The following is an 18,649-nucleotide window of genomic DNA, read 5'->3' as shown; positions in this document are numbered from 1 at the left end:
TACAATGAATTACGAAATAAGAGAAATGCTTCCCGGTGATGAAGCACGCATTCTGGAAATATTCAAACAGGGTATAGATAGTGGAATCGTTACTTTTGAGACTGAGATCCCTAATGCTGAAGCCTGGAATATGGGTTTTTTCAACGATTGCAGATGGGTACTCGAAAATGAAAATAATGAAGTGATCGGATGGAGCGCCCTGAAACCTGTAAGTAAACGGGAGTGTTATAAAGGAGTGGCAGAAGTAAGCATTTATTTCGATAATAATTACCAGGGCTTAGGTTTAGGATCGGTTTTACTTAAAAAGATGATTTTGGATAGTGAAAACCACGGATTCTGGACATTGCAGTCCAATATCTTCCCAGAAAATGAAGCCTCAATAAAATTTCATCAGAAAAACGGATTCAGAACAGTAGGTGTTCGTGAAAAAATTGGAAAACTGAACGGGCTGTGGAAAGATGTCGTTTTGCTCGAAAGAAGAAGTGAAACGGTAATGTGAATTTTTAGTTGAAGAAGGAGGAATTGGGAATTGGGATTTGTGCTATAAATACCAGTTGTTTAACAACATTTTTCCAGCCTCAATCTTCCTGCTTCCTATCTGCGCCCTTAATCTAACTCATGGCTTCTAACCCCTAAATTCTATTTTGGCATCAACCTTGTTTATTCTCATACAGAATTTGAAAAATGAAAATATGAAAGGTTTGATTAAAATGACCGGAGTTATGGTGGTATTGTTGATGATGACATCATGTATAGTTCATGAGCATCATGGAAGAAGGTTGCCGCCGGGCCAGGCTAAAAAAGTGTATGGCGGAAGTGCGAGATATTATGCACCGGGCCAGGTGAAAAAGAGATATTACTATTACGACAAAAGATATGATGATAATCACAGAGGAAAAGGTCATAAAAAACATCACAGAGATTAAAATGCTACAAAAAAGCCCTGACACATTCAGGGCTTTTGCTTTTATAATTTAAAATCTGGATTTTTTCGGATTCAGGAAAGTATTGAAAATCATCACCTTTTGACCGAATCTTTTTTCAATTCTTTCGGCAATATTTACCAGCTCACTTTTAATAAAATCACTTCGGAGTTCTTCATTATCAAAAATTAAAAGCAGGTTATAATTTTTACCTTCCTCAATATAATCACTGTGTACTTCCGAGAGGATATATTTATTTACATCCATCAGGTTATCCGTCATCAGAACCAGGGTTTCATCAATATAATTTTCCCAGTCTTCAATATTGTCTTGGGTGCAGTGGAAAGTTATACTTAATACGCTCATATTTTATGAATTTTTAAGATTTTGTGGATAAATTCTGGGGCAAAAATCGGCAAATTTTTCGTAAATTAGCCCGTTAATAAAAATCAGAAATAAATAATTTTCAGACTCAAAGCTAAAGGTCTGACTATCATTATAATAAAATTTGTTTATGCAAAAAGAAGGAGAAAGACTGATTCCTATCAACATTGTTGATGAAATGAAGTCATCTTATATCGATTATTCGATGTCGGTTATCGTTTCAAGAGCGTTACCTGATGTAAGAGATGGCTTGAAACCCGTTCATAGAAGAGTGCTTTATGGTATGTATGGATTAGGGGTTTTTTCTAATAGAAAATATTTAAAATCTGCGAGAATTGTTGGGGACGTTTTAGGTAAATACCACCCGCACGGAGACTCCTCTGTATATGATGCAATGGTGAGAATGGCCCAGGATTGGAGCTTGCGTTATCCGCAGGTTGATGGTCAGGGGAACTTCGGTTCAATGGATGGTGACCCGCCTGCAGCGATGCGTTATACTGAAGCAAGATTAAAGAAAATTTCTGATGATGTCTTATCAGACCTTGACAAAGAAACAGTAGATTTTCAGAATAACTTTGATGACAGCTTAACAGAACCCACTGTTCTTCCTACAAAAATTCCAAACCTTTTAGTAAACGGAACCTCAGGCATCGCCGTAGGAATGGCGACCAATATGGCGCCGCACAATTTATCGGAAGCGGTAAATGCAATCACTGCCTACATCGATAACAAAGATGTTACGATTGACGAACTGATGCAGCATATCATTGCTCCCGACTTTCCGACAGGAGGTATTATCTATGGATATGACGGGGTAAGGGATGCTTTCCATACCGGAAGAGGTAGAGTAGTTCTCAGAGCTAAAGTCAACTTTGAGGAAATCGGAAACAGGAATGCAATTATTGTTACTGAAATCCCTTATCAGGTTAATAAAGCTGAAATGATTGCCCGAACAGCCGAACTGGTGAAAGATGAGAAAATTCCGGGGATCTATGAAATAAGAGATGAGTCGGATAGAAAAGGTCTTCGTGTTGTTTATGAGCTGAAAAATGATGCAATCCCTAATGTTGTCCTTAATCTATTATACAAATATACATCGCTACAGACTTCTTTTAGCGTTAACAATATCGCTTTGGTACACGGAAGACCTGAGCAGCTGAACCTGAAAGATATTATTCACCACTTTGTAGAGCACAGACACGAAGTCATCATAAGAAGAACTCAGTTTGAGCTTAAAAAAGCGAAAGAAAGAGCTCATATTTTGGAAGGCTTCATGAAAGTGATTGGTACCCAGGATTCTTTAGATAAAGCGATTTCTATTATCCGTCACAGTGCAAATCCACAGGCAGCTAAAGAAGGATTGATTACAGAATTTGATCTTTCTGAAATCCAGGCTCAGGCTATTCTTGATCTTCGTTTGGCTCGTTTAACGGGTATGGAGCTTGATAAGATTCGTGATGAATATGATGCGATCATGAAAGAAATTCAGAATCTGGAAGATATCTTAGCCAATGAAAGCAGAAGATTCCAGATTATTAAAGATGAATTGGCCGAAGTTAAAGAAAAATATGGTGACGAAAGACGAACCGAAATAGACTATTCAGGTGGAGAAATGTCAATTGAAGACATTATTCCGAACGAAGCTGTGGTTCTTACCATTTCTCACGCAGGATATGTTAAGAGAACTTCACTTTCAGAATATAAGATCCAGAGCAGAGGAGGTGTTGGAAACAGAGCGGCTACGACAAGAGATGAAGATTTCCTTGAGTACATCGTTTCAGCGACCAATCACCAGTATATGCTGTTCTTTACAGAAAAAGGAAGATGTTATTGGTTAAGAGTATTCGAAATTCCTGAAGGGTCTAAAACTGCCAAAGGAAGAGCTGTACAAAACCTGATCAATATCGAACCGGATGATAAGATTAAAGCGTATATCAGAACCAACAATTTAAAAGATTCCGAATATGTGAATCAAATGAGTGTTGTGATGGTGACTAAAAACGGTACAATCAAGAAAACATCACTTGAAGCATACTCAAGACCAAGAGTAAATGGAGTAAATGCTATTGAGATCAGAGATAATGACCAATTGTTGGGTGCATACCTTACAAACGGAAGCTCTCATATCATGATTGCTACTAAAAACGGTAAGTGTATCCGTTTCCCTGAAGAGAAAGTAAGAGAAGTAGGTAGAGGATCTATCGGAGTTCGCGGGATCAGCATGGAAGAGAATGACGAGGTAATTGGTATGATTGTTGCGAATGATCTTGAAAACGAAACAGTTTTAGTAGTCTCTGAAAAAGGATATGGTAAGAGAACAGCTGTTTTAGACTATAGAGAAACCAACAGAGGAGGAAAAGGAGTTATTACCCTGAACATTACCGAGAAAACAGGAAATCTGATCGCTATTCAGAACGTAACAGATGAAGACGGATTAATGATTATCAATAAATCCGGAGTAGCGATCCGTATGAATATGGATGAAATGAGAGTAATGGGTAGAAATACCCAGGGAGTAAGAATGATCAACCTTAAGAAAAATGACGAAATTGCAGCCATTGCAAAAGTAGCCATGGATAAAGAGGTAGAAGAAGACTCTGAAGAAATTGAAGAAGGTGCAGAAACTATAGTTGATAACCAGGAAAACAATGCAGTACCTCAGACGGAAAATCAAAATCCGGCAGAAGAAACTGGGAATTCTGATTCAGAAGAATAACATTGTACAATTAATTATAAAATAGTGATTATGAAAAAGCTAATTTTAAGTATAGCGATCATTTCTTCGGCTTTTGTTTTCGGGCAGAATAAAGATGCGAATGCTCAGCTACAAGAAGCTAACAAAGCAGCTATGGATGCATATAATGCAAAAAACTATGCTGTTGCGGCTCCCAAGTTTTTAGAAGTGTATAACTTATTAAAAACAAGCGGACAAGATGAAAAGGTGTATATGTATTATGCAGGTCTTAACTATGCTTTAGCGAATAACGTTGACGAAGCTATTAAAATATATACTGACCTGATCAATTCCGGGTATACAGGAGTTCAGACAAACTATACCGCAAAGGAAAAGAAAACCGGTCAGGTGGCTACTTATGACAAAGCTACCTGGGAAATGCTGAAAAAGTCATCAGATTATTCTGATTTCAAGACAGAACAGACACCAAGCGTAGAGTCGGATCTGTATGAAACCCTTTCTACATTGCTTTTAAATGCTAAAAAGAATGATGAAGCTGTAGCAATTATTGAAAAAGGATTAGCTAAATATCCTAATAACACAAAATTAAAAGAATACCAGAGTACCGCTTATTATCAGTCTGGAAATACAGATAAATTCGTTGCAACTTTAAAAGAGCAGCTGGCTAAAAACCCTAATGATGCTACCAATTGGTATAACCTAGGAGTAATGCAGTCTAAAAACCCTGCAATGGCTGCCGATGCAGAAGCTTCTTTCAAGAAGGCTATCGAATTGAAACCGGATTTTTCCAATGCATACCAGAATTTAGTATATGCAGTAATCGGAGATGATGAAAAAGCCGTTAGCGAAATCAATACCCTTAGAAAAACCAAACCGGATGATGCTACCAAGCTTATTGAAGCAAGAAGAGAAAGATTTAACAAATCTTTGCCTTATGCTGAGCAATGGTATCAGGCTATGCCCAATGATGTGAATGCAGTTTCTATGTTAAAAGAAATCTACAGTATCACTAAAAATACGGCTAAAATGAATGAAATGAAAGCTAAAGAAGCTGAGCTTCAGGCAAAACAACCAAAATAATTTCAGGAAATTGAAATAAATATAGAACCGGAGTATTTGCTTCGGTTTTTTTTATGTCCTGTCAGTTCGGATATTTCTAGTAATAAAATGTGAGAAAATGCTTTGGTATTTGTTGAAATCGACAAAGAAATCCAGTTGAGATATAAGTTATTTTGCCTTTTCTTTCAACGTATTTATAAGAAGGCCTATAGAATTATACATTTTTATTTTGTATTTTTCACAAACAATGTCAACATTCCCTTTTCTCCAGTACCCTTCAGGGCAAACAACTCTCAGTTTCTTTGTTTTAGTGTAAAGCCCGAGCTTCAATAAACTTATTGGACTTTGGGAGGCTGGTGTAAAGTACATAATAATGATATCTGATTTTTCTAGCGCCTCCAGTTCCCATTTTACCTGTTTTCTGAAGTTGGGATCAGTGCTGACAGGTTTCCCAGTCATCTCGTCTCGGATTAAATAATATAATGTTTTTTTCGGATAACTCACTCGCAACTCTGGCCTGCCAGTCTTCAGCTTTACCCATATCAATACTTCCGCCTAAAAATACCTTTAACCTTTTGTCTTTAACGGGTAGGGGCGACGGGGATTTTATAACAGTTACCTTTTGGGCGGATATACTCAGGGATAAAAAAATAAATACCAATGGTAAAAGAATCTGTCTCATCAAAATGTTTTTAAAATATAAATCTTACGTTGTTAAAAGCTAAATTTAATACATCAGCTTTCTTCATTCTAAAATTATAAAAAATATTCAGTACATGATGTTAAGAATGACTTTTCAGAATTAAAAATTACATACCTGTTGATACGCTGTCATTTACATTTTAACCTGTGAAAATTTAAACCGAAAATTCCTGTATATTCTCAGGTTATTATCCTCAAAAATCAATATTAAAATTCTTTGTAATTCCGTATCTTTGAGAAAAATTTTTACAAAAATGATCGAGTGGAAAACTGCCAAAGAATACGAAGATATTACCTATAAAAAATGTAATGGAGTAGCCAGGATTGCTTTCAACAGACCGGAGATCCGTAACGCTTTCAGACCCAAAACGACTTCAGAATTATACGATGCTTTTTATGATGCCTATGAAGATTCTTCAATAGGTGTTGTTTTGTTATCAGGAGAGGGGCCAAGCCCTAAAGACGGTGGCTGGGCTTTCTGTAGCGGAGGTGACCAGAAAGCCAGAGGACATCAGGGGTATGTAGGTGAAGACGGAAGACATCGTTTGAATATTCTGGAAGTTCAGCGCCTGATCCGTTTTATGCCGAAAGTAGTAATCGCGGTAGTTCCGGGTTGGGCTGTAGGTGGCGGACACTCACTTCATGTGGTTTGTGATCTTACTTTAGCAAGTAAGGAGCATGCTATTTTCAAACAGACTGATGCAGATGTTACAAGCTTTGACGGTGGTTATGGTTCCGCTTATCTGGCAAAAATGGTAGGACAGAAGAAGGCCCGTGAAATCTTCTTTTTAGGAAGAAACTATTCTGCTCAGGAAGCTTTGGATATGGGAATGGTAAATGCCGTAATTCCTCACGAAGAATTGGAAGATACTGCTTACGAATGGGCTCAGGAAATTTTAGCAAAATCACCGACTTCAATCAGAATGCTGAAATTTGCAATGAATTTAACCGACGACGGAATGGTAGGGCAGCAGGTATTTGCCGGAGAAGCGACCCGTTTGGCATACATGACGGAAGAAGCAAAAGAAGGAAGAAATGCATTCCTTGAAAAAAGAAAACCTGACTTCGGAGAAAATCAATGGATATCTTAAGATTGTAAAAAGTACAATGTAAAATGTATTCATGATATAACATTACGCTTTTTACATTGTACATCCTACATCCTACATTATACAAAACTATGAAAGATTGGATAAAAGCCGCAAGGCTGAGAACATTGCCGCTTTCTTTAAGCGGAATTATTATGGGGGCTTTTATTGCCAAATGGAGGTTATACGGAGAAGGAGGAATCTGGGACTGGAGAATTTTTGCTTTGGCCCTTCTGGTTACTTTACTGTACCAGATCCTGTCAAACTATGCGAATGATTATGGTGACGGAATAAAAGGTACCGATGCAAAAAGAAGCAGTGAAGCAGAAGCAAGAGCGGTCGCATCAGGGAAAATTACAGCGAAACAAATGAAAAATGCTGTTATTCTTTTTTCAGTACTGTCTTTTGTGGCGACAATTGCTTTACTGTATGTTGCTTTCATTCCGGAATATATGAATGAATTTTATATTTTTATAGGATTGGGAGTAGCAAGTATTTTAGCGGCAATTGGTTATACGGTAGGTAAAAAGCCTTACGGATATATGGGATTGGGAGATCTTTTCGTATTTATTTTCTTTGGCCTGGTTTCAGTATGCGGAAGCTATTTTCTGTTTACGAAAACATTCAGCTGGGATATGTTGCTTCCGGGAACAGCAGTCGGAATGTTGAGTATGGCTGTTCTTAACCTGAACAATATGCGAGACATTGAAAGCGATCGTCTATCAGGAAAAAATAGCTTTGCCCTGAGGTTGGGCTTCAGAAATGCAATGATCTATGAGATGATCCTGTTACAGCTTCCATTAATTCTGATTCTGATATTTTTAGGTTTAAACGGTTTTATACAGTCTCAGAATTATTATGTTTTTATTGTAATGATCCTGTTGATCCCGTTTGCGAAACTGAGAAGAAAAATAATGGCTGTAAAAGAACCCAGAGAATTAGATCCTTTCCTGAAGCAGGTTGGAATCCTTACCTTTATGATGGCGACTCTTACAGCAATCGGGCTTAATTTTTTTAACTAAATCATTTCAATTATGAGTTCTACCATCTATGTTGAAGCGCAAATGCTTATCAGAAAACCGGTTAAAGATGTTTTTGAAGCATTTATCAATCCTGAGATCACAACTAAATTCTGGTTTACAAAATCTACCGGAAAATTAGAAGAAGGCAAAACCGTAACCTGGGAATGGGAAATGTACGGCGTAAAATCTGAGGTAAAGGTTAACAGGATTGTTCCGGATCAGATGATAAAAACAGTATGGGGTGAACCCAAAAGTAATGTAGATTATGAATTCAAAGAAATGGAGAAAGGAACTCTGGTCGTTATTAAAAGCTATGGATTTACCCGGACAGGAGAAGATCTGTTAAAAACAGTAAATGATAACACCGGTGGTTTTACAACGGTTTTGGATGGCTGTAAAGCTTACCTGGAACACGGAATACAATTAAATCTGATCGGAGATAAGTTTCCTTTAAAATAAATCTTCAATGAGAAATACAGTTTATACAATCACTTCTTGTGTATCTGTTATTGTAGCGATATTTCTTATATATGATTTGATTATGGAATTAAACCATGGAATGTCAGTTTTTGAAATTGATCTGATTCCATTTTTAACTGCCTTAATAATAGTTGCAAACGGAGTCATGGCTTCTTTGCTGTTATTGGGAAAAATTAAACCTCGAAGACCATTGTTAATTTTTCAGATCCTGGTTGTAATACCTACGTGCTTATTGTTGTATGATATTGCATTCAACTCAACAGTTTCATGTACTTAAATTAAAATAATAAAATTATGAAAATACAATTCTTGGGACAAAACTGTTTTTTGTTTACCTACAAAGACAAGACTATTTTGTGTGACCCTTTCTACAACTATCAGAAAGAGCAGTCGGGATTTGATATCTCGGCTCAGAAAATTGATTATATCCTGTTGACTCATGCTCACGGGGATCATATTGCTGACGTAGACGAAGTATTGCAGCATTATCCTGACGCTACCGTAATCGGAGTGCCGGAAGTTTGTGCTTATTTTAAAAGTGCAAAAAATAAAGATGATGTGAACTTAGGAGGATCGGCAAAAATCGACGATCTTAAAATTTCCATGGTACCGGCTCATCATACGAGTTCTTTCCCGGATGGAAGCTACGGAGGCGTTCCTGTGGGATATATTTTCAGATTGCCTGAAGGAAAAAACATGTATCTGGCAGGAGATACCGGTGTAATGGCTGATATGGAGCTGTTCCCTAAATTATACGGAAATATTGACCTGTCTATTTTACCGATCGGAAGCCATTATACCATGTGCCCGAGAAAAGCGTCTTTCGCTGCCGCAGAATTATTAAAAACTCCGAAAGTTATCGGATGCCACTTCGATACTTTTCCTGCTATAGAAATCAATCATGAAAGTGCTTTAAAACATTTTGCAGATAAAAATGTAGAACTTATCTTACCTAAGCTGGGTGAAAAGTTTGAATTTTAATTAACGAAAAGGTAATTTGAAAATTAGAATGGATATGTTGAAAAGTATGGAAACAAAAAAAGATAACGATCAAATTACCTTCAATTTTTATCAAAAAAAAATGGCAAGCGATCTACATCACACCGCTACAACCGATTACCTTTGCTGCGTTCCCACCCTGGAGGATTCTCAGGAGCTGGTTGTGTAGGACTTGCCGGTGCAAAGATAGGAATAAATTATAAACTTGAAAATAAAATCAAAGAAAAATAGGCTGAAAAATCCTTTACCAGAGCTAAATTACTGAAATTTAGGCTGATAATTTTTCAAAATTTTTCTAAAAAATTAAATATGACGAAAAGTCCATCCACCTTAGGAATTATACTGTTTATCGCTACTATGATCGTTTTTTTCGTAGTATATTACTTTTTCTCCGGAATCAGTTATTTTGATATATCCCTCAAAATGAATGCATTTGTTCTTCCGGTTTTATATGCGGGCACAGCCTTCTGGTCTGTAAAATCTTATTGGAATACTCATAGAACGGTAAGTTTCAGACAGGCTTTCAAAAGAGCTTTTGTACCCATGTTTATTGGCGGGATCCTTTCAGTTTTCAGCATCTACTCATTTTTAAATTTTGTGGATACCGATGCCAAAAAGTTATTGAATTACCAATATGTTCAGAGACAAAAATCGGAGCTGGATAAAGAATATCAATCCGCCAGAAAAATTTTAAAACATCAAAAAGACATTGATGAATTAGACCAGAAATATAAAGAAAGAGCGGTAAGCTTTTCTCCTGAAGCCGTTAAAGGAAAAGATATGCTTACGGCAAGTCATTTTTCAGGATATTTTGCCGCAATTCTTATATTTTATGTAGTTTTGTCTCTGTTTTTCGGAGCGTTTTTCAGAACGAAAACCATTCATCCGGAAACCATCAATCAAGAATAAATTTTATTAATTTTAAATGAATCTATCTATAATTATTCCGTTGCTTAATGAAGAAGACTCTCTGGAAGAGCTTTTTTCAAGGATCAATACGATCTGCAATACCAGCAATTTATCATACGAAGTCTGGTTTGTAGACGACGGAAGCACGGATTTGTCGTGGAGTATTATCGAAAACCTGAAGATTCAGTATCCTCAGATCCACGGAATCAAATTCTCCAGAAATTACGGAAAATCTCAAGCCTTACATGCTGCTTTTGAAAGAGCAAACGGAGAAGTAATCATCACAATGGATGCTGATTTACAAGACTTCCCTGAAGAAATTCCCGAACTCTACAATATGGTGGTTCAGGATAATTACGATATTGTTTCAGGTTGGAAAAAGAAACGTTTCGACAATGTAATGACGAAAAATGTTCCTTCAAAACTATTCAATGCAGCAGCAAGAAAAGTATCGGGAGTGGAGCTTCACGATTTTAACTGCGGACTGAAAGCTTATAAAAAGCAGGTTGTAAAATCTATTGATGTATATGGAGATATGCACCGATATATTCCGGTTTTGGCTGCCAATGCAGGTTTCAGAAGAATTACCGAAAAAGAGGTGAAGCACCAGGCAAGGCCTTACGGAACTTCAAAATTCGGAACAGAAAGATTTATCCGCGGTTTCCTGGATCTGGTAACCCTTTGGTTTGTAAGTCGTTTTGGCGGAAGACCAATGCATTTCTTCGGAGCAGTGGGAACTCTGATGTTTATTTTCGGTTTTCTGTCTGCTCTTTGGCTGGGCGTTTCAAAACTGATTGACGTTTCAAGAGGAATTTACGGACACCTTATCACCAGTAATCCCTGGTTTTATATTGCTTTAACAATGATGATCATGGGGACGCTACTTTTTATAGCCGGATTTTTAGGCGAAATGATCATCAGAACGAATAGAGAGCATAAGAATTATAATATTGATGAAGTGATTTAATGCTATATGAGTAAAAAGAGCTGTTTAAACTGTGGCCATAAAATCTTCGATGAGTTTTGTCCTCATTGTGGACAAAAATCTGACACGGCAAGAATAACTCCGCACTCTTTGATGACCAGTGATATTTTAGGGTCGATCTGGCATATTGAAGCAAGATTTTTCAGGACGGTAAAGCATATCTTACTGGGTCCCGGGAAAATGGCAATGGATTATATTTCCGGGAAAAGAATTAAATATTATAATCTGTTTTCCCTATTATTGATCCTGTTTGGCTTCAATGTACTGGCATTGCATTTTTACCTGGATCTGGCTTCTATAGATATTAATAAAGAAAACTCGAATGTCATCGGTTTTTTTTCTAAATATTCCAAAGCAAGTTTATTAGGATTAATACCAGTTATGGCTTTAAATGCATGGGCTCTTTTCAAACGGGTTGAATTAAATCTTGCAGAACACATTATTATAGCAACGGTAGGCCTTTGTGGGATTTTAGTGATATTATTGCTGGATGATGCCATTAGTATAATAGGACTCTATCATCCCTTACTGAAACTAACAAATATCATAGACAAAATTTTAGTTTTTAGCCTTATTTTGTTTCCTGCTTTTACCTATTTCAATGCTTTTAAAAGCTCCTATTCCGGATTTGGACTGATCTGGAGAATTGCAGTACATTCTCTGTTAATGCTTATAGAAGTAATATTAATTATTTTAATTTTTTATAAAATATTTTAAATTTCAATGAAAAATATATTATACATATTCATTATTTTTTCGCTTGTTTCCTGTGGTAAAATTTCTCCAAAAGGAAATATTGAAAATAAAGAAGTTCCCGTTGAGAATTTTAAGAATGTATTTTTAAAAGGGAAGTTCCGGGCATTTTTTGTCAGAGGTACCAAAAACCTAGTGAGTGTAGAAACCTATCCTAATATTTATAAAAACCTTCATATTGAAGTAAAGGATGATGGCTTATTTATTACTGAATCACGAGAAACAAAAGGGGTGGATTTTTATAATATTACCATTTATTCAAAATACAGCCCTGAAAAAATAAGTATTTCAGATTCAGCGGAAATGAACATTTCAAGCGAAATAAAAACGGATAATTTTAGACTGAATTTAAAAAATAACGCTACTTTTATGGGATCGATCAATACGAGAAGGGCAGAAATTGAAATGCTGAACCGGAGTAGAGCCAATTTCATAGGGCAAACTAAGGATGCAGTGATCAAAATCTCTGATACAGCAAGCTTAATTGCCCCTTACTGGAAAATTACCAATCTGAATATAGATTCCAGAAATGGGAATTATGCAGAAGTCAATGTTAAAGACTCACTAAAAGGGAAGGTTCAGAATACTGCAAAATTTTTGTATTATAATGATCCGATCCGTGCTTTTAAAATTGATAAAACAACTCATGTTGAGAATAAAAAACTAGACTAGGAAAAGACTGGAAGAGAGAAGCCGGATGATGGAAGGATTAAAAACACATAAATACAATGATGACAAAAATAGTAATCTATGAGTTTCAAATTTGAGAAATTGATTATTTGGCAGAATCAGAAGAAGATTTTAATAAATTATATAGCGAAAGTTATGGTCTTATAAATCAGATTATAGCATTTAGAAACCAAATAAAAGAATAATTAAGCTGGAAGTTTGAAGCTGGAAGACTTCCTGCCCCCATCTTCCAACTTCCGGCCAAGATATAAAATACGAATATGACAACATTAGAAAAAGCAAAACTTTGGTTAAATGATACATTCGATAAGGAAACAAAAGATGCTGTACAGGTATTGATTGACAGCAATTCTCCTGATCTTGAAGATTCTTTCTACAGAGAGCTGGAATTCGGAACAGGCGGGATGCGTGGAATTATGGGTGTCGGAACCAACCGTCTAAATAAATACACTTTAGGCCAGGCTACACAGGGACTTGCGAATTATATGCTGAAGCAGTTTCCGAATGAAGAAATTAAAGTTGCCATTGCTTATGACGTTCGCCACAATTCAAAAGAATTCGGGAAATTAGTGGCTGATGTGTTAACGGCAAACGGAATTAAAGTTCTTCTTTTCAAAGATCACAGGCCAACTCCTGAACTGTCGTTCACTGTTCGTGATAAAAAATGTAATGGCGGAATTGTTTTAACGGCTTCTCATAATCCGCCCGAATACAACGGCTATAAAGTGTATTGGAATGACGGGGCGCAAATTGTACCGCCTCATGATGAAGCGATCATTAATGAAGTATATTCTGTAAAATTTGATGAAATTAAATTTGACGGAAATGATGATCTCATCGAATGGATAGGAGCTGAGCAGGATGATGTGTATATTGATGCCTGTATCGAAAATTCCACTTATCAGAACGTTGGAAAAGAAAATTTAAATATCGTTTTCACTTCAATCCACGGGACAACATATACTACAGTTCCGAAAGCACTGGAGAAAGCCGGGTTCAAAAAAATAGACCTGGTAAAAGAACAGATGATTCCAAGCGGGAACTTCACTACCGTGGAATCTCCAAACCCGGAAGAGCCGGCTGCACTGGAAATGGCCATGGATCTTGCGAAAATTACGAATGCTGATATTGTTATCGGAACCGATCCGGATGGTGACAGGCTGGGAATTGCCGTAAGAAATTTAGATGGAGAAATGCAGTTGCTGAACGGTAATCAAACCAATACAATTCTTACCTATTATATTTTAAATGAATGGAGAAAGCTGGGGAAAATTACCGGAAAAGAATTCATTGGCTCTACGATCGTAACTTCAGATATTTTCTTTGATATTGCCCGGAAATTTGGAGTTGCCTGTAAAGCAGGCCTTACAGGATTCAAATGGATCGGAAAAATGATCCGTGAAGCAGAAGGAAAAGAAAAGTTTGTATGTGGCGGAGAAGAAAGTTTCGGGTTCATGACCGGGGATTTTGTACGCGATAAAGATTCATGTGGAAGTATTGTTTTAGCCTGTGAAATTGCAGCATGGTGTAAAGCCAATGGCAGAACGATGTATCAGTACATGATTGAAATCTACCAGGAAACCGGAATGTATTACGAAGGATTAGTGAATCTTGTCAGAAAAGGAAGAGACGGTGCTGAAGAAATTCAGAATATGATGAAAAACTTCCGTGAAAACCCACCTAAACAATTGGCAGGCTCTTTAGTGGAAGAAGTTAAAGATTTCAAGGAGCAAACCAATTTTGTGGTTTCAAAAAATGAAAAACTGGTTATGAATGATATTCCGAAATCCAATGTATTGATTTATTACACTCGGGACGGAACCAAGGTTTGTGTAAGGCCTTCAGGAACGGAACCTAAAATAAAATTCTATATTTCGGTAAAAGACTCCATAGCATCTGAGGCGGATTTCAGAAGTAAACTGGCATCACTGGATGATAAAATAGAGCAGGTGAAAAATGACCTACAGTTAACATAAAGAAATGGGTCATAACTCATAATTCATAATTCATAACACATAACAACTATAAATAACATAATAAAATAATAAAGTGAAAGTTTCAAAATTAGCGGCGAACCTGATTGGTTCTGAAATTGTAAAAATTGGTAATGAAGTAAATGATTTAAAGGCAAAAGGTGCAGAAATAGCCAATCTTACCATTGGTGATCTGAATTCTAATATCTACCCGATACCTGCAAAGTTAAAGGAAGAGATTCAGAAAGCTTATCAGAATAACCTGACAAATTATCCGCCTGCAAACGGACTTTTATCTTTGAGAAAAGAAGTTTCCAGAGACCTGAAAAACAGATGGAATCTTGATTATGCTGCTAATGATATCTTGATTACGGCAGGTTCAAGACCCTTAATTTATGCAGTTTACAAAACAATCGTAGATGAGGGAGACAAAATAATTTATCCTGTACCATCATGGAATAATAATCACTATGCCTACCTTACTTCAGCCAATGCAATAGAAGTAAAAACTACACCTGAAAATAATTTCCTGCCTACCGCTGCTGATTTAAAACCTCATTTGGATGGAGCCGTTCTTTTAGCGCTTTGTTCACCGTTAAACCCTACTGGAACAATGTTTACAAAAGAGCAGCTTTCAGACATATGCGAACTGATTATAGCTGAAAATAAAAAAAGAGGGGCAGATGAAAAACCGTTATATCTGATGTATGATCAGATTTATTCTAATCTTACTTTCGGAGCCAAACATTTCGATCCGGTTTCTCTTTTCCCTGAAATGAAAGATTATACGATTTATATCGATGGGATCTCTAAATGCCTTGCAGCAACAGGAGTTCGTGTAGGATGGGGATTCGGGCCGGCTCATATTATTGATAAAATGAAAGCCCTTCTTACTCACGTTGGAGCATGGGCACCGAAACCTGAACAGGAAGCAACGGCAAAATTCTTTGAAAATACTGAAAACGTGGATACTTTCGTTGATGATTTTAAAGCAAAACTTGCAGCAAGCTTAAAAGTTCTTCATAAAGGAATCCAGGACCTAAAAGGAAAAGGTTTGGCAGTAGAAAGTATTGAACCGATGGGAGCACTTTATCTTACCATTAAATTAGATTACATCGGAAAAACAAAACCGGACGGAACAGTTATTGAAAACTCTTCAGATCTGGTATTCTACCTGATCAACGATGCCGGAGTAGCATTAGTACCATTCTCAGCTTTCGGAGAAGAAAAATCTGAACCTTGGTTCCGTGCTTCAGTAGGTGGATTAGACATCAACGAAATTGAAGTAATGATGCCGAAACTGGAAAATGCTTTGAATAATCTTAAGTAATACTTTTAAAGTTATAAGTTATTAATTAAGAGTTATGAGTTATGAGTTATGAGTTATGAGTTATGAGTGAAAGTATTGTTGGGAAAAAGAGTTTTGAATTTGCTGTACAAATTGTCAATTTTTATAAAAAATTGAGTGTAGAAAAGAAAGAGTATATTTTATCCAAACAAATTATACGCTCAGGAACCTCTGTAGGTGCTAATGTTAGAGAAGCTTTAAATGCTCAAAGTAGAATGGATTTCATTCATAAACTATCTATTTCTCAAAAAGAATGTGATGAGACGATTTATTGGCTTGAACTTTTATTTGCAACTGATTATATTTCAAAAGAAGAATTTGAAAATTTACAAAAACCAGCAACAGAGATTTTAAAAATAATCCGAAGTATTATTATAACGACCAAGAGTAAAAACTCATAACTCTTAATTAATAACTTACAACTCATAACTATTCTCATTTATGAAAATAATAGCAGTCATTCCTGCCCGTTACGAAGCAAGCCGTTTTCCTGCAAAGCTGATGCAGACGCTGGGAGAAAAAACTGTTATCAGCACTACCTACCAGAATGTTGAGGAAACAGGTTTGTTTGATGAAGTTTTTGTAGCTACGGATTCCGAAATTATTTATGATGAAATTGTCAATAATGGCGGAAAAGCTGTAATGACAGGGCAGCATGAAACCGGAAGCGACAGGATTGCCGAAGCTGTTCAGAATATTGATTGTGATATTGTGATCAATGTTCAGGGTGATGAACCATTCCTGAAGCTGGAACCGTTAAAACAATTGATAGAAGTTTTCAAGGAAGACGACAGTCAGGAAATTTCTTTAGCTTCCTTAAAAATAAAGCTGACGGAAAAAGAAGAGATTGAAAATCCGAATAATGTAAAAGTAATCACTGATAATAACGGATTTGCTTTATATTTCAGCCGTTCCGTTATTCCTTTTAACAGGGACGTTTCCTATGATATAAATTATTTTAAGCATATTGGAGTATATGCATTCCGGAAACATGCTCTATTACAATTTTCAAAACTTGAAATGAAGCCACTCGAAATTTCGGAGAAAATAGAATGTATCCGTTACCTGGAATATGGCATGAAAATCAAGATGATAGAAACCAATTTTATAGGAGTCGGAATTGATACACCGGAAGATCTTGAAAAAGCGAGAAAGCTGATTGGTTAAAAGTACATAAAAACAGTTTTACAATTCAACGATCACCTTTATCGTATTATTAACAAAAGAATTCATTACAAAACCTTATATTTGAATTTATAAATTGATTGAATGAAGAAATTACTTTTAGTGTTCGTCATGGTCTTTTCGCAAATATCTTTTGCACAGACTGCAAAAGAAATTATAGATAAAAATATTGAATTATCCGGAGGATTAACGAATTGGAAGCTTTTAAATTCAGTATTACTTCAAGGAAAAGTAATTCTTGGAATTAAAGATGAATACCCTATAAAAATTTACCAGCAACGCCCGAACCTTACCAAAACAGTTCTTACCATCAACAATAAAGAAACAGCTATTGAAGGATATGACGGAAACAAAGGTTACGGAATGAATTACGGTAACAATAAACTTCAGGAGTATCCTGACTATATTCCGGAAAGCTTTGATAATGATTTTATCGATTGGGAAAATAAAGGCTTTGAGGCTAAATATCTTGGAAAAGAAAAAGTAGGGGACATTTATTGTCATAAAGTTGAGCTTACCAAAAATGTGAATAAAAACCTGTATTACTTCGATACCAAAACTTATATGCTTTTGAAAGAAGTAAAGAAGGATGAAACATTGAATTATTTCGATTACAAAAAAGTAGGAACCCTGGTAATGCCTTTCAGAATAGAATCTGCAAGTCCGAAGAAAGATGGTGATTATGTAATGCTTATCAATAAAATAGATATTAATAAAGTGTTTCCTGCCAATGCATTTAAATTTTAATTGCAGAAATAATCGCGGCAACCCCGCAAATAAAATAGTACTAATGAAAAAGTTTTTTTTACTGCTGCTTTCTCTTATAGCTTTTTTTAACAGCTGTGCCCAAAAGAAAAGTGAATTGTCTAAAGCTAAAACCAAAGAACTTATGGGAAAAACAATATATGATTTCAAAGTGGAAAGCCTTGATGGCAAGGAAATTGACTTTGCAGATTTTAAAGGAAAGAAAATCCTTATTGTAAACACAGCTTCAGAATGTGGTTTTACCCCACAGTATGCGGACCTTGAGAAAGTGTATGAAGAATATAAAGACAAGCTGGTTGTTGTAGGTTTTCCTGCCAATAATTTTGGGGGCCAGGAGCCGGGAACCAATACTGAAATCGGTGCTTTCTGCCAGAAAAATTATGGAGTGACATTTCCTTTGGCGGCTAAAGTTTCTGTAAAAGGAGATGATACAGCGCCTATCTTCAAATATCTGACCGAAAAAGAATTAAACGGAGTGAAAAACACAACGATCCTTTGGAATTTTACTAAATTTTTAATCGACGAAAACGGGAAACTTGTTGATACTTTTGTAAGTACGACAAAACCTACGGATGAAGCAATTACCAAATATCTGAAATAGGAAAAGAGATTAATAAAATTCAACGTTTCGGCTTCATTCAGCAGATATGAATTAGTATTAAAATATCACGCTGAATGAAGCTGAAGTG

Annotated in this window: 21 protein-coding genes and 1 other RNA gene; 18 read left to right on the top strand and 4 right to left on the bottom strand. The window is 36.2% G+C overall.

The window, feature by feature from the left end; genetic code table 11:
• The first annotated feature begins 4 nt into the window (after window positions 1–4).
• Together PMI13_RS20305 and PMI13_RS20300 are read left to right on the top strand one after the other, a co-directional pair.
• The gene (locus tag PMI13_RS20305) at window positions 5–499 is read left to right on the top strand and encodes a GNAT family N-acetyltransferase (protein ID WP_007847490.1); all 495 of its coding nucleotides are present in this window, start codon (window positions 5–7) and stop codon (window positions 497–499) included.
• Window positions 500–692: 193 nt separating this feature from the next.
• Window positions 693–926: a hypothetical protein gene (locus tag PMI13_RS20300; protein ID WP_007847488.1), complete on the top strand. Its 234-nt coding sequence runs from the start codon at window positions 693–695 to the stop codon at window positions 924–926.
• 48 nt (window positions 927–974) lie between these two features.
• On the opposite strand, the gene PMI13_RS20295 is transcribed toward PMI13_RS20300, so the two are convergent.
• Window positions 975–1,289: a DUF4286 family protein gene (locus PMI13_RS20295; protein WP_007847486.1), complete on the bottom strand. Its 315-nt coding sequence runs from the start codon at window positions 1,287–1,289 to the stop codon at window positions 975–977.
• Between the two features lie 148 nt (window positions 1,290–1,437).
• Between PMI13_RS20295 and gyrA the strand changes: the two genes are divergently transcribed.
• Both gyrA and PMI13_RS20285 read left to right on the top strand, forming a co-directional pair.
• Complete coding sequence (gyrA, locus tag PMI13_RS20290) at window positions 1,438–4,023, top strand: DNA gyrase subunit A (protein ID WP_007847483.1); 2,586 nt, start codon at window positions 1,438–1,440, stop codon at window positions 4,021–4,023.
• A gap of 30 nt (window positions 4,024–4,053) precedes the next feature.
• Window positions 4,054–5,082, top strand: a complete 1,029-nt coding sequence (locus tag PMI13_RS20285; protein WP_007847480.1) for a tetratricopeptide repeat protein — start codon at window positions 4,054–4,056, stop codon at window positions 5,080–5,082.
• A gap of 147 nt (window positions 5,083–5,229) precedes the next feature.
• On the opposite strand, the gene PMI13_RS21445 is transcribed toward PMI13_RS20285, so the two are convergent.
• Both PMI13_RS21445 and PMI13_RS21710 read right to left on the bottom strand, forming a co-directional pair.
• The gene (locus PMI13_RS21445) at window positions 5,230–5,520 is read right to left on the bottom strand and encodes a nucleoside 2-deoxyribosyltransferase domain-containing protein (protein ID WP_007847477.1); all 291 of its coding nucleotides are present in this window, start codon (window positions 5,518–5,520) and stop codon (window positions 5,230–5,232) included.
• On the bottom strand, window positions 5,495–5,743 hold the full coding sequence (locus tag PMI13_RS21710; RefSeq protein WP_007847475.1) for a nucleoside 2-deoxyribosyltransferase domain-containing protein: 249 nt from the start codon (window positions 5,741–5,743) through the stop codon (window positions 5,495–5,497). The genes PMI13_RS21445 and PMI13_RS21710 overlap by 26 nt, the downstream gene beginning before the upstream one ends.
• 274 nt (window positions 5,744–6,017) lie before the next feature.
• Between PMI13_RS21710 and PMI13_RS20275 the strand changes: the two genes are divergently transcribed.
• The 4 genes from PMI13_RS20275 (at window position 6,018) to PMI13_RS20260 (ending at window position 9,334) form a co-directional block, all read left to right on the top strand.
• Window positions 6,018–6,854, top strand: a complete 837-nt coding sequence (locus PMI13_RS20275; RefSeq protein ID WP_007847474.1) for a 1,4-dihydroxy-2-naphthoyl-CoA synthase — start codon at window positions 6,018–6,020, stop codon at window positions 6,852–6,854.
• Between the two features lie 89 nt (window positions 6,855–6,943).
• Window positions 6,944–7,873 (top strand): 1,4-dihydroxy-2-naphthoate octaprenyltransferase, encoded by a 930-nt coding sequence (gene menA, locus PMI13_RS20270; RefSeq protein WP_007847473.1) that lies wholly within the window; start codon window positions 6,944–6,946, stop codon window positions 7,871–7,873.
• A gap of 12 nt (window positions 7,874–7,885) precedes the next feature.
• Window positions 7,886–8,332, top strand: a complete 447-nt coding sequence (locus PMI13_RS20265; RefSeq protein WP_007847472.1) for an SRPBCC family protein — start codon at window positions 7,886–7,888, stop codon at window positions 8,330–8,332.
• 315 nt (window positions 8,333–8,647) lie between these two features.
• Window positions 8,648–9,334, top strand: coding sequence for a metal-dependent hydrolase (locus PMI13_RS20260; protein ID WP_007847469.1), 687 nt, complete (start codon window positions 8,648–8,650; stop codon window positions 9,332–9,334).
• A 98-nt stretch (window positions 9,335–9,432) separates the two neighbouring features.
• On the opposite strand, the gene ffs is transcribed toward PMI13_RS20260, so the two are convergent.
• Window positions 9,433–9,530: signal recognition particle sRNA small type (ffs, locus tag PMI13_RS21000), an RNA gene on the bottom strand.
• 131 nt (window positions 9,531–9,661) lie between these two features.
• Here ffs and PMI13_RS20255 point away from each other — a divergent pair.
• The 10 genes from PMI13_RS20255 (at window position 9,662) to PMI13_RS20210 (ending at window position 18,561) form a co-directional block, all read left to right on the top strand.
• Complete coding sequence (locus PMI13_RS20255) at window positions 9,662–10,261, top strand: DUF4199 domain-containing protein (RefSeq protein WP_007847467.1); 600 nt, start codon at window positions 9,662–9,664, stop codon at window positions 10,259–10,261.
• 16 nt (window positions 10,262–10,277) lie between these two features.
• Entirely contained in the window at window positions 10,278–11,228 is a 951-nt protein-coding gene (locus PMI13_RS20250; RefSeq protein WP_007847464.1) for a glycosyltransferase family 2 protein, read from the top strand.
• Window positions 11,229–11,234: 6 nt separating this feature from the next.
• On the top strand, window positions 11,235–11,963 hold the full coding sequence (locus PMI13_RS20245; RefSeq protein ID WP_007847462.1) for a DUF3667 domain-containing protein: 729 nt from the start codon (window positions 11,235–11,237) through the stop codon (window positions 11,961–11,963).
• A 6-nt stretch (window positions 11,964–11,969) separates the two neighbouring features.
• On the top strand, window positions 11,970–12,671 hold the full coding sequence (locus tag PMI13_RS20240) for a GIN domain-containing protein (RefSeq protein ID WP_007847453.1): 702 nt from the start codon (window positions 11,970–11,972) through the stop codon (window positions 12,669–12,671).
• 278 nt (window positions 12,672–12,949) lie between these two features.
• Window positions 12,950–14,665: a phospho-sugar mutase gene (locus PMI13_RS20235; protein WP_007847449.1), complete on the top strand. Its 1,716-nt coding sequence runs from the start codon at window positions 12,950–12,952 to the stop codon at window positions 14,663–14,665.
• A gap of 73 nt (window positions 14,666–14,738) precedes the next feature.
• Window positions 14,739–15,992 (top strand): pyridoxal phosphate-dependent aminotransferase, encoded by a 1,254-nt coding sequence (locus tag PMI13_RS20230; protein ID WP_007847447.1) that lies wholly within the window; start codon window positions 14,739–14,741, stop codon window positions 15,990–15,992.
• 62 nt (window positions 15,993–16,054) lie between these two features.
• Window positions 16,055–16,411, top strand: a complete 357-nt coding sequence (locus PMI13_RS20225; protein WP_007847442.1) for a four helix bundle protein — start codon at window positions 16,055–16,057, stop codon at window positions 16,409–16,411.
• Between the two features lie 40 nt (window positions 16,412–16,451).
• Window positions 16,452–17,177, top strand: a complete 726-nt coding sequence (gene kdsB, locus PMI13_RS20220) for a 3-deoxy-manno-octulosonate cytidylyltransferase (RefSeq protein ID WP_007847438.1) — start codon at window positions 16,452–16,454, stop codon at window positions 17,175–17,177.
• Window positions 17,178–17,279: 102 nt separating this feature from the next.
• Window positions 17,280–17,942, top strand: coding sequence for a LolA-like protein (locus tag PMI13_RS20215; RefSeq protein WP_007847436.1), 663 nt, complete (start codon window positions 17,280–17,282; stop codon window positions 17,940–17,942).
• 43 nt (window positions 17,943–17,985) lie between these two features.
• Entirely contained in the window at window positions 17,986–18,561 is a 576-nt protein-coding gene (locus tag PMI13_RS20210; RefSeq protein ID WP_034669873.1) for a glutathione peroxidase, read from the top strand.
• Window positions 18,562–18,649 lie beyond the last annotated feature (88 nt).

Origin of the sequence: Chryseobacterium populi (assembly GCF_000282115.1) — a bacterium.
Classification (GTDB): Bacteria; Bacteroidota; Bacteroidia; order Flavobacteriales; family Weeksellaceae; genus Chryseobacterium; species Chryseobacterium populi.
The sequence above is the reverse complement of the archived record's forward strand: the minus strand, read 5'-3'. Positions and strand labels throughout refer to the sequence as shown.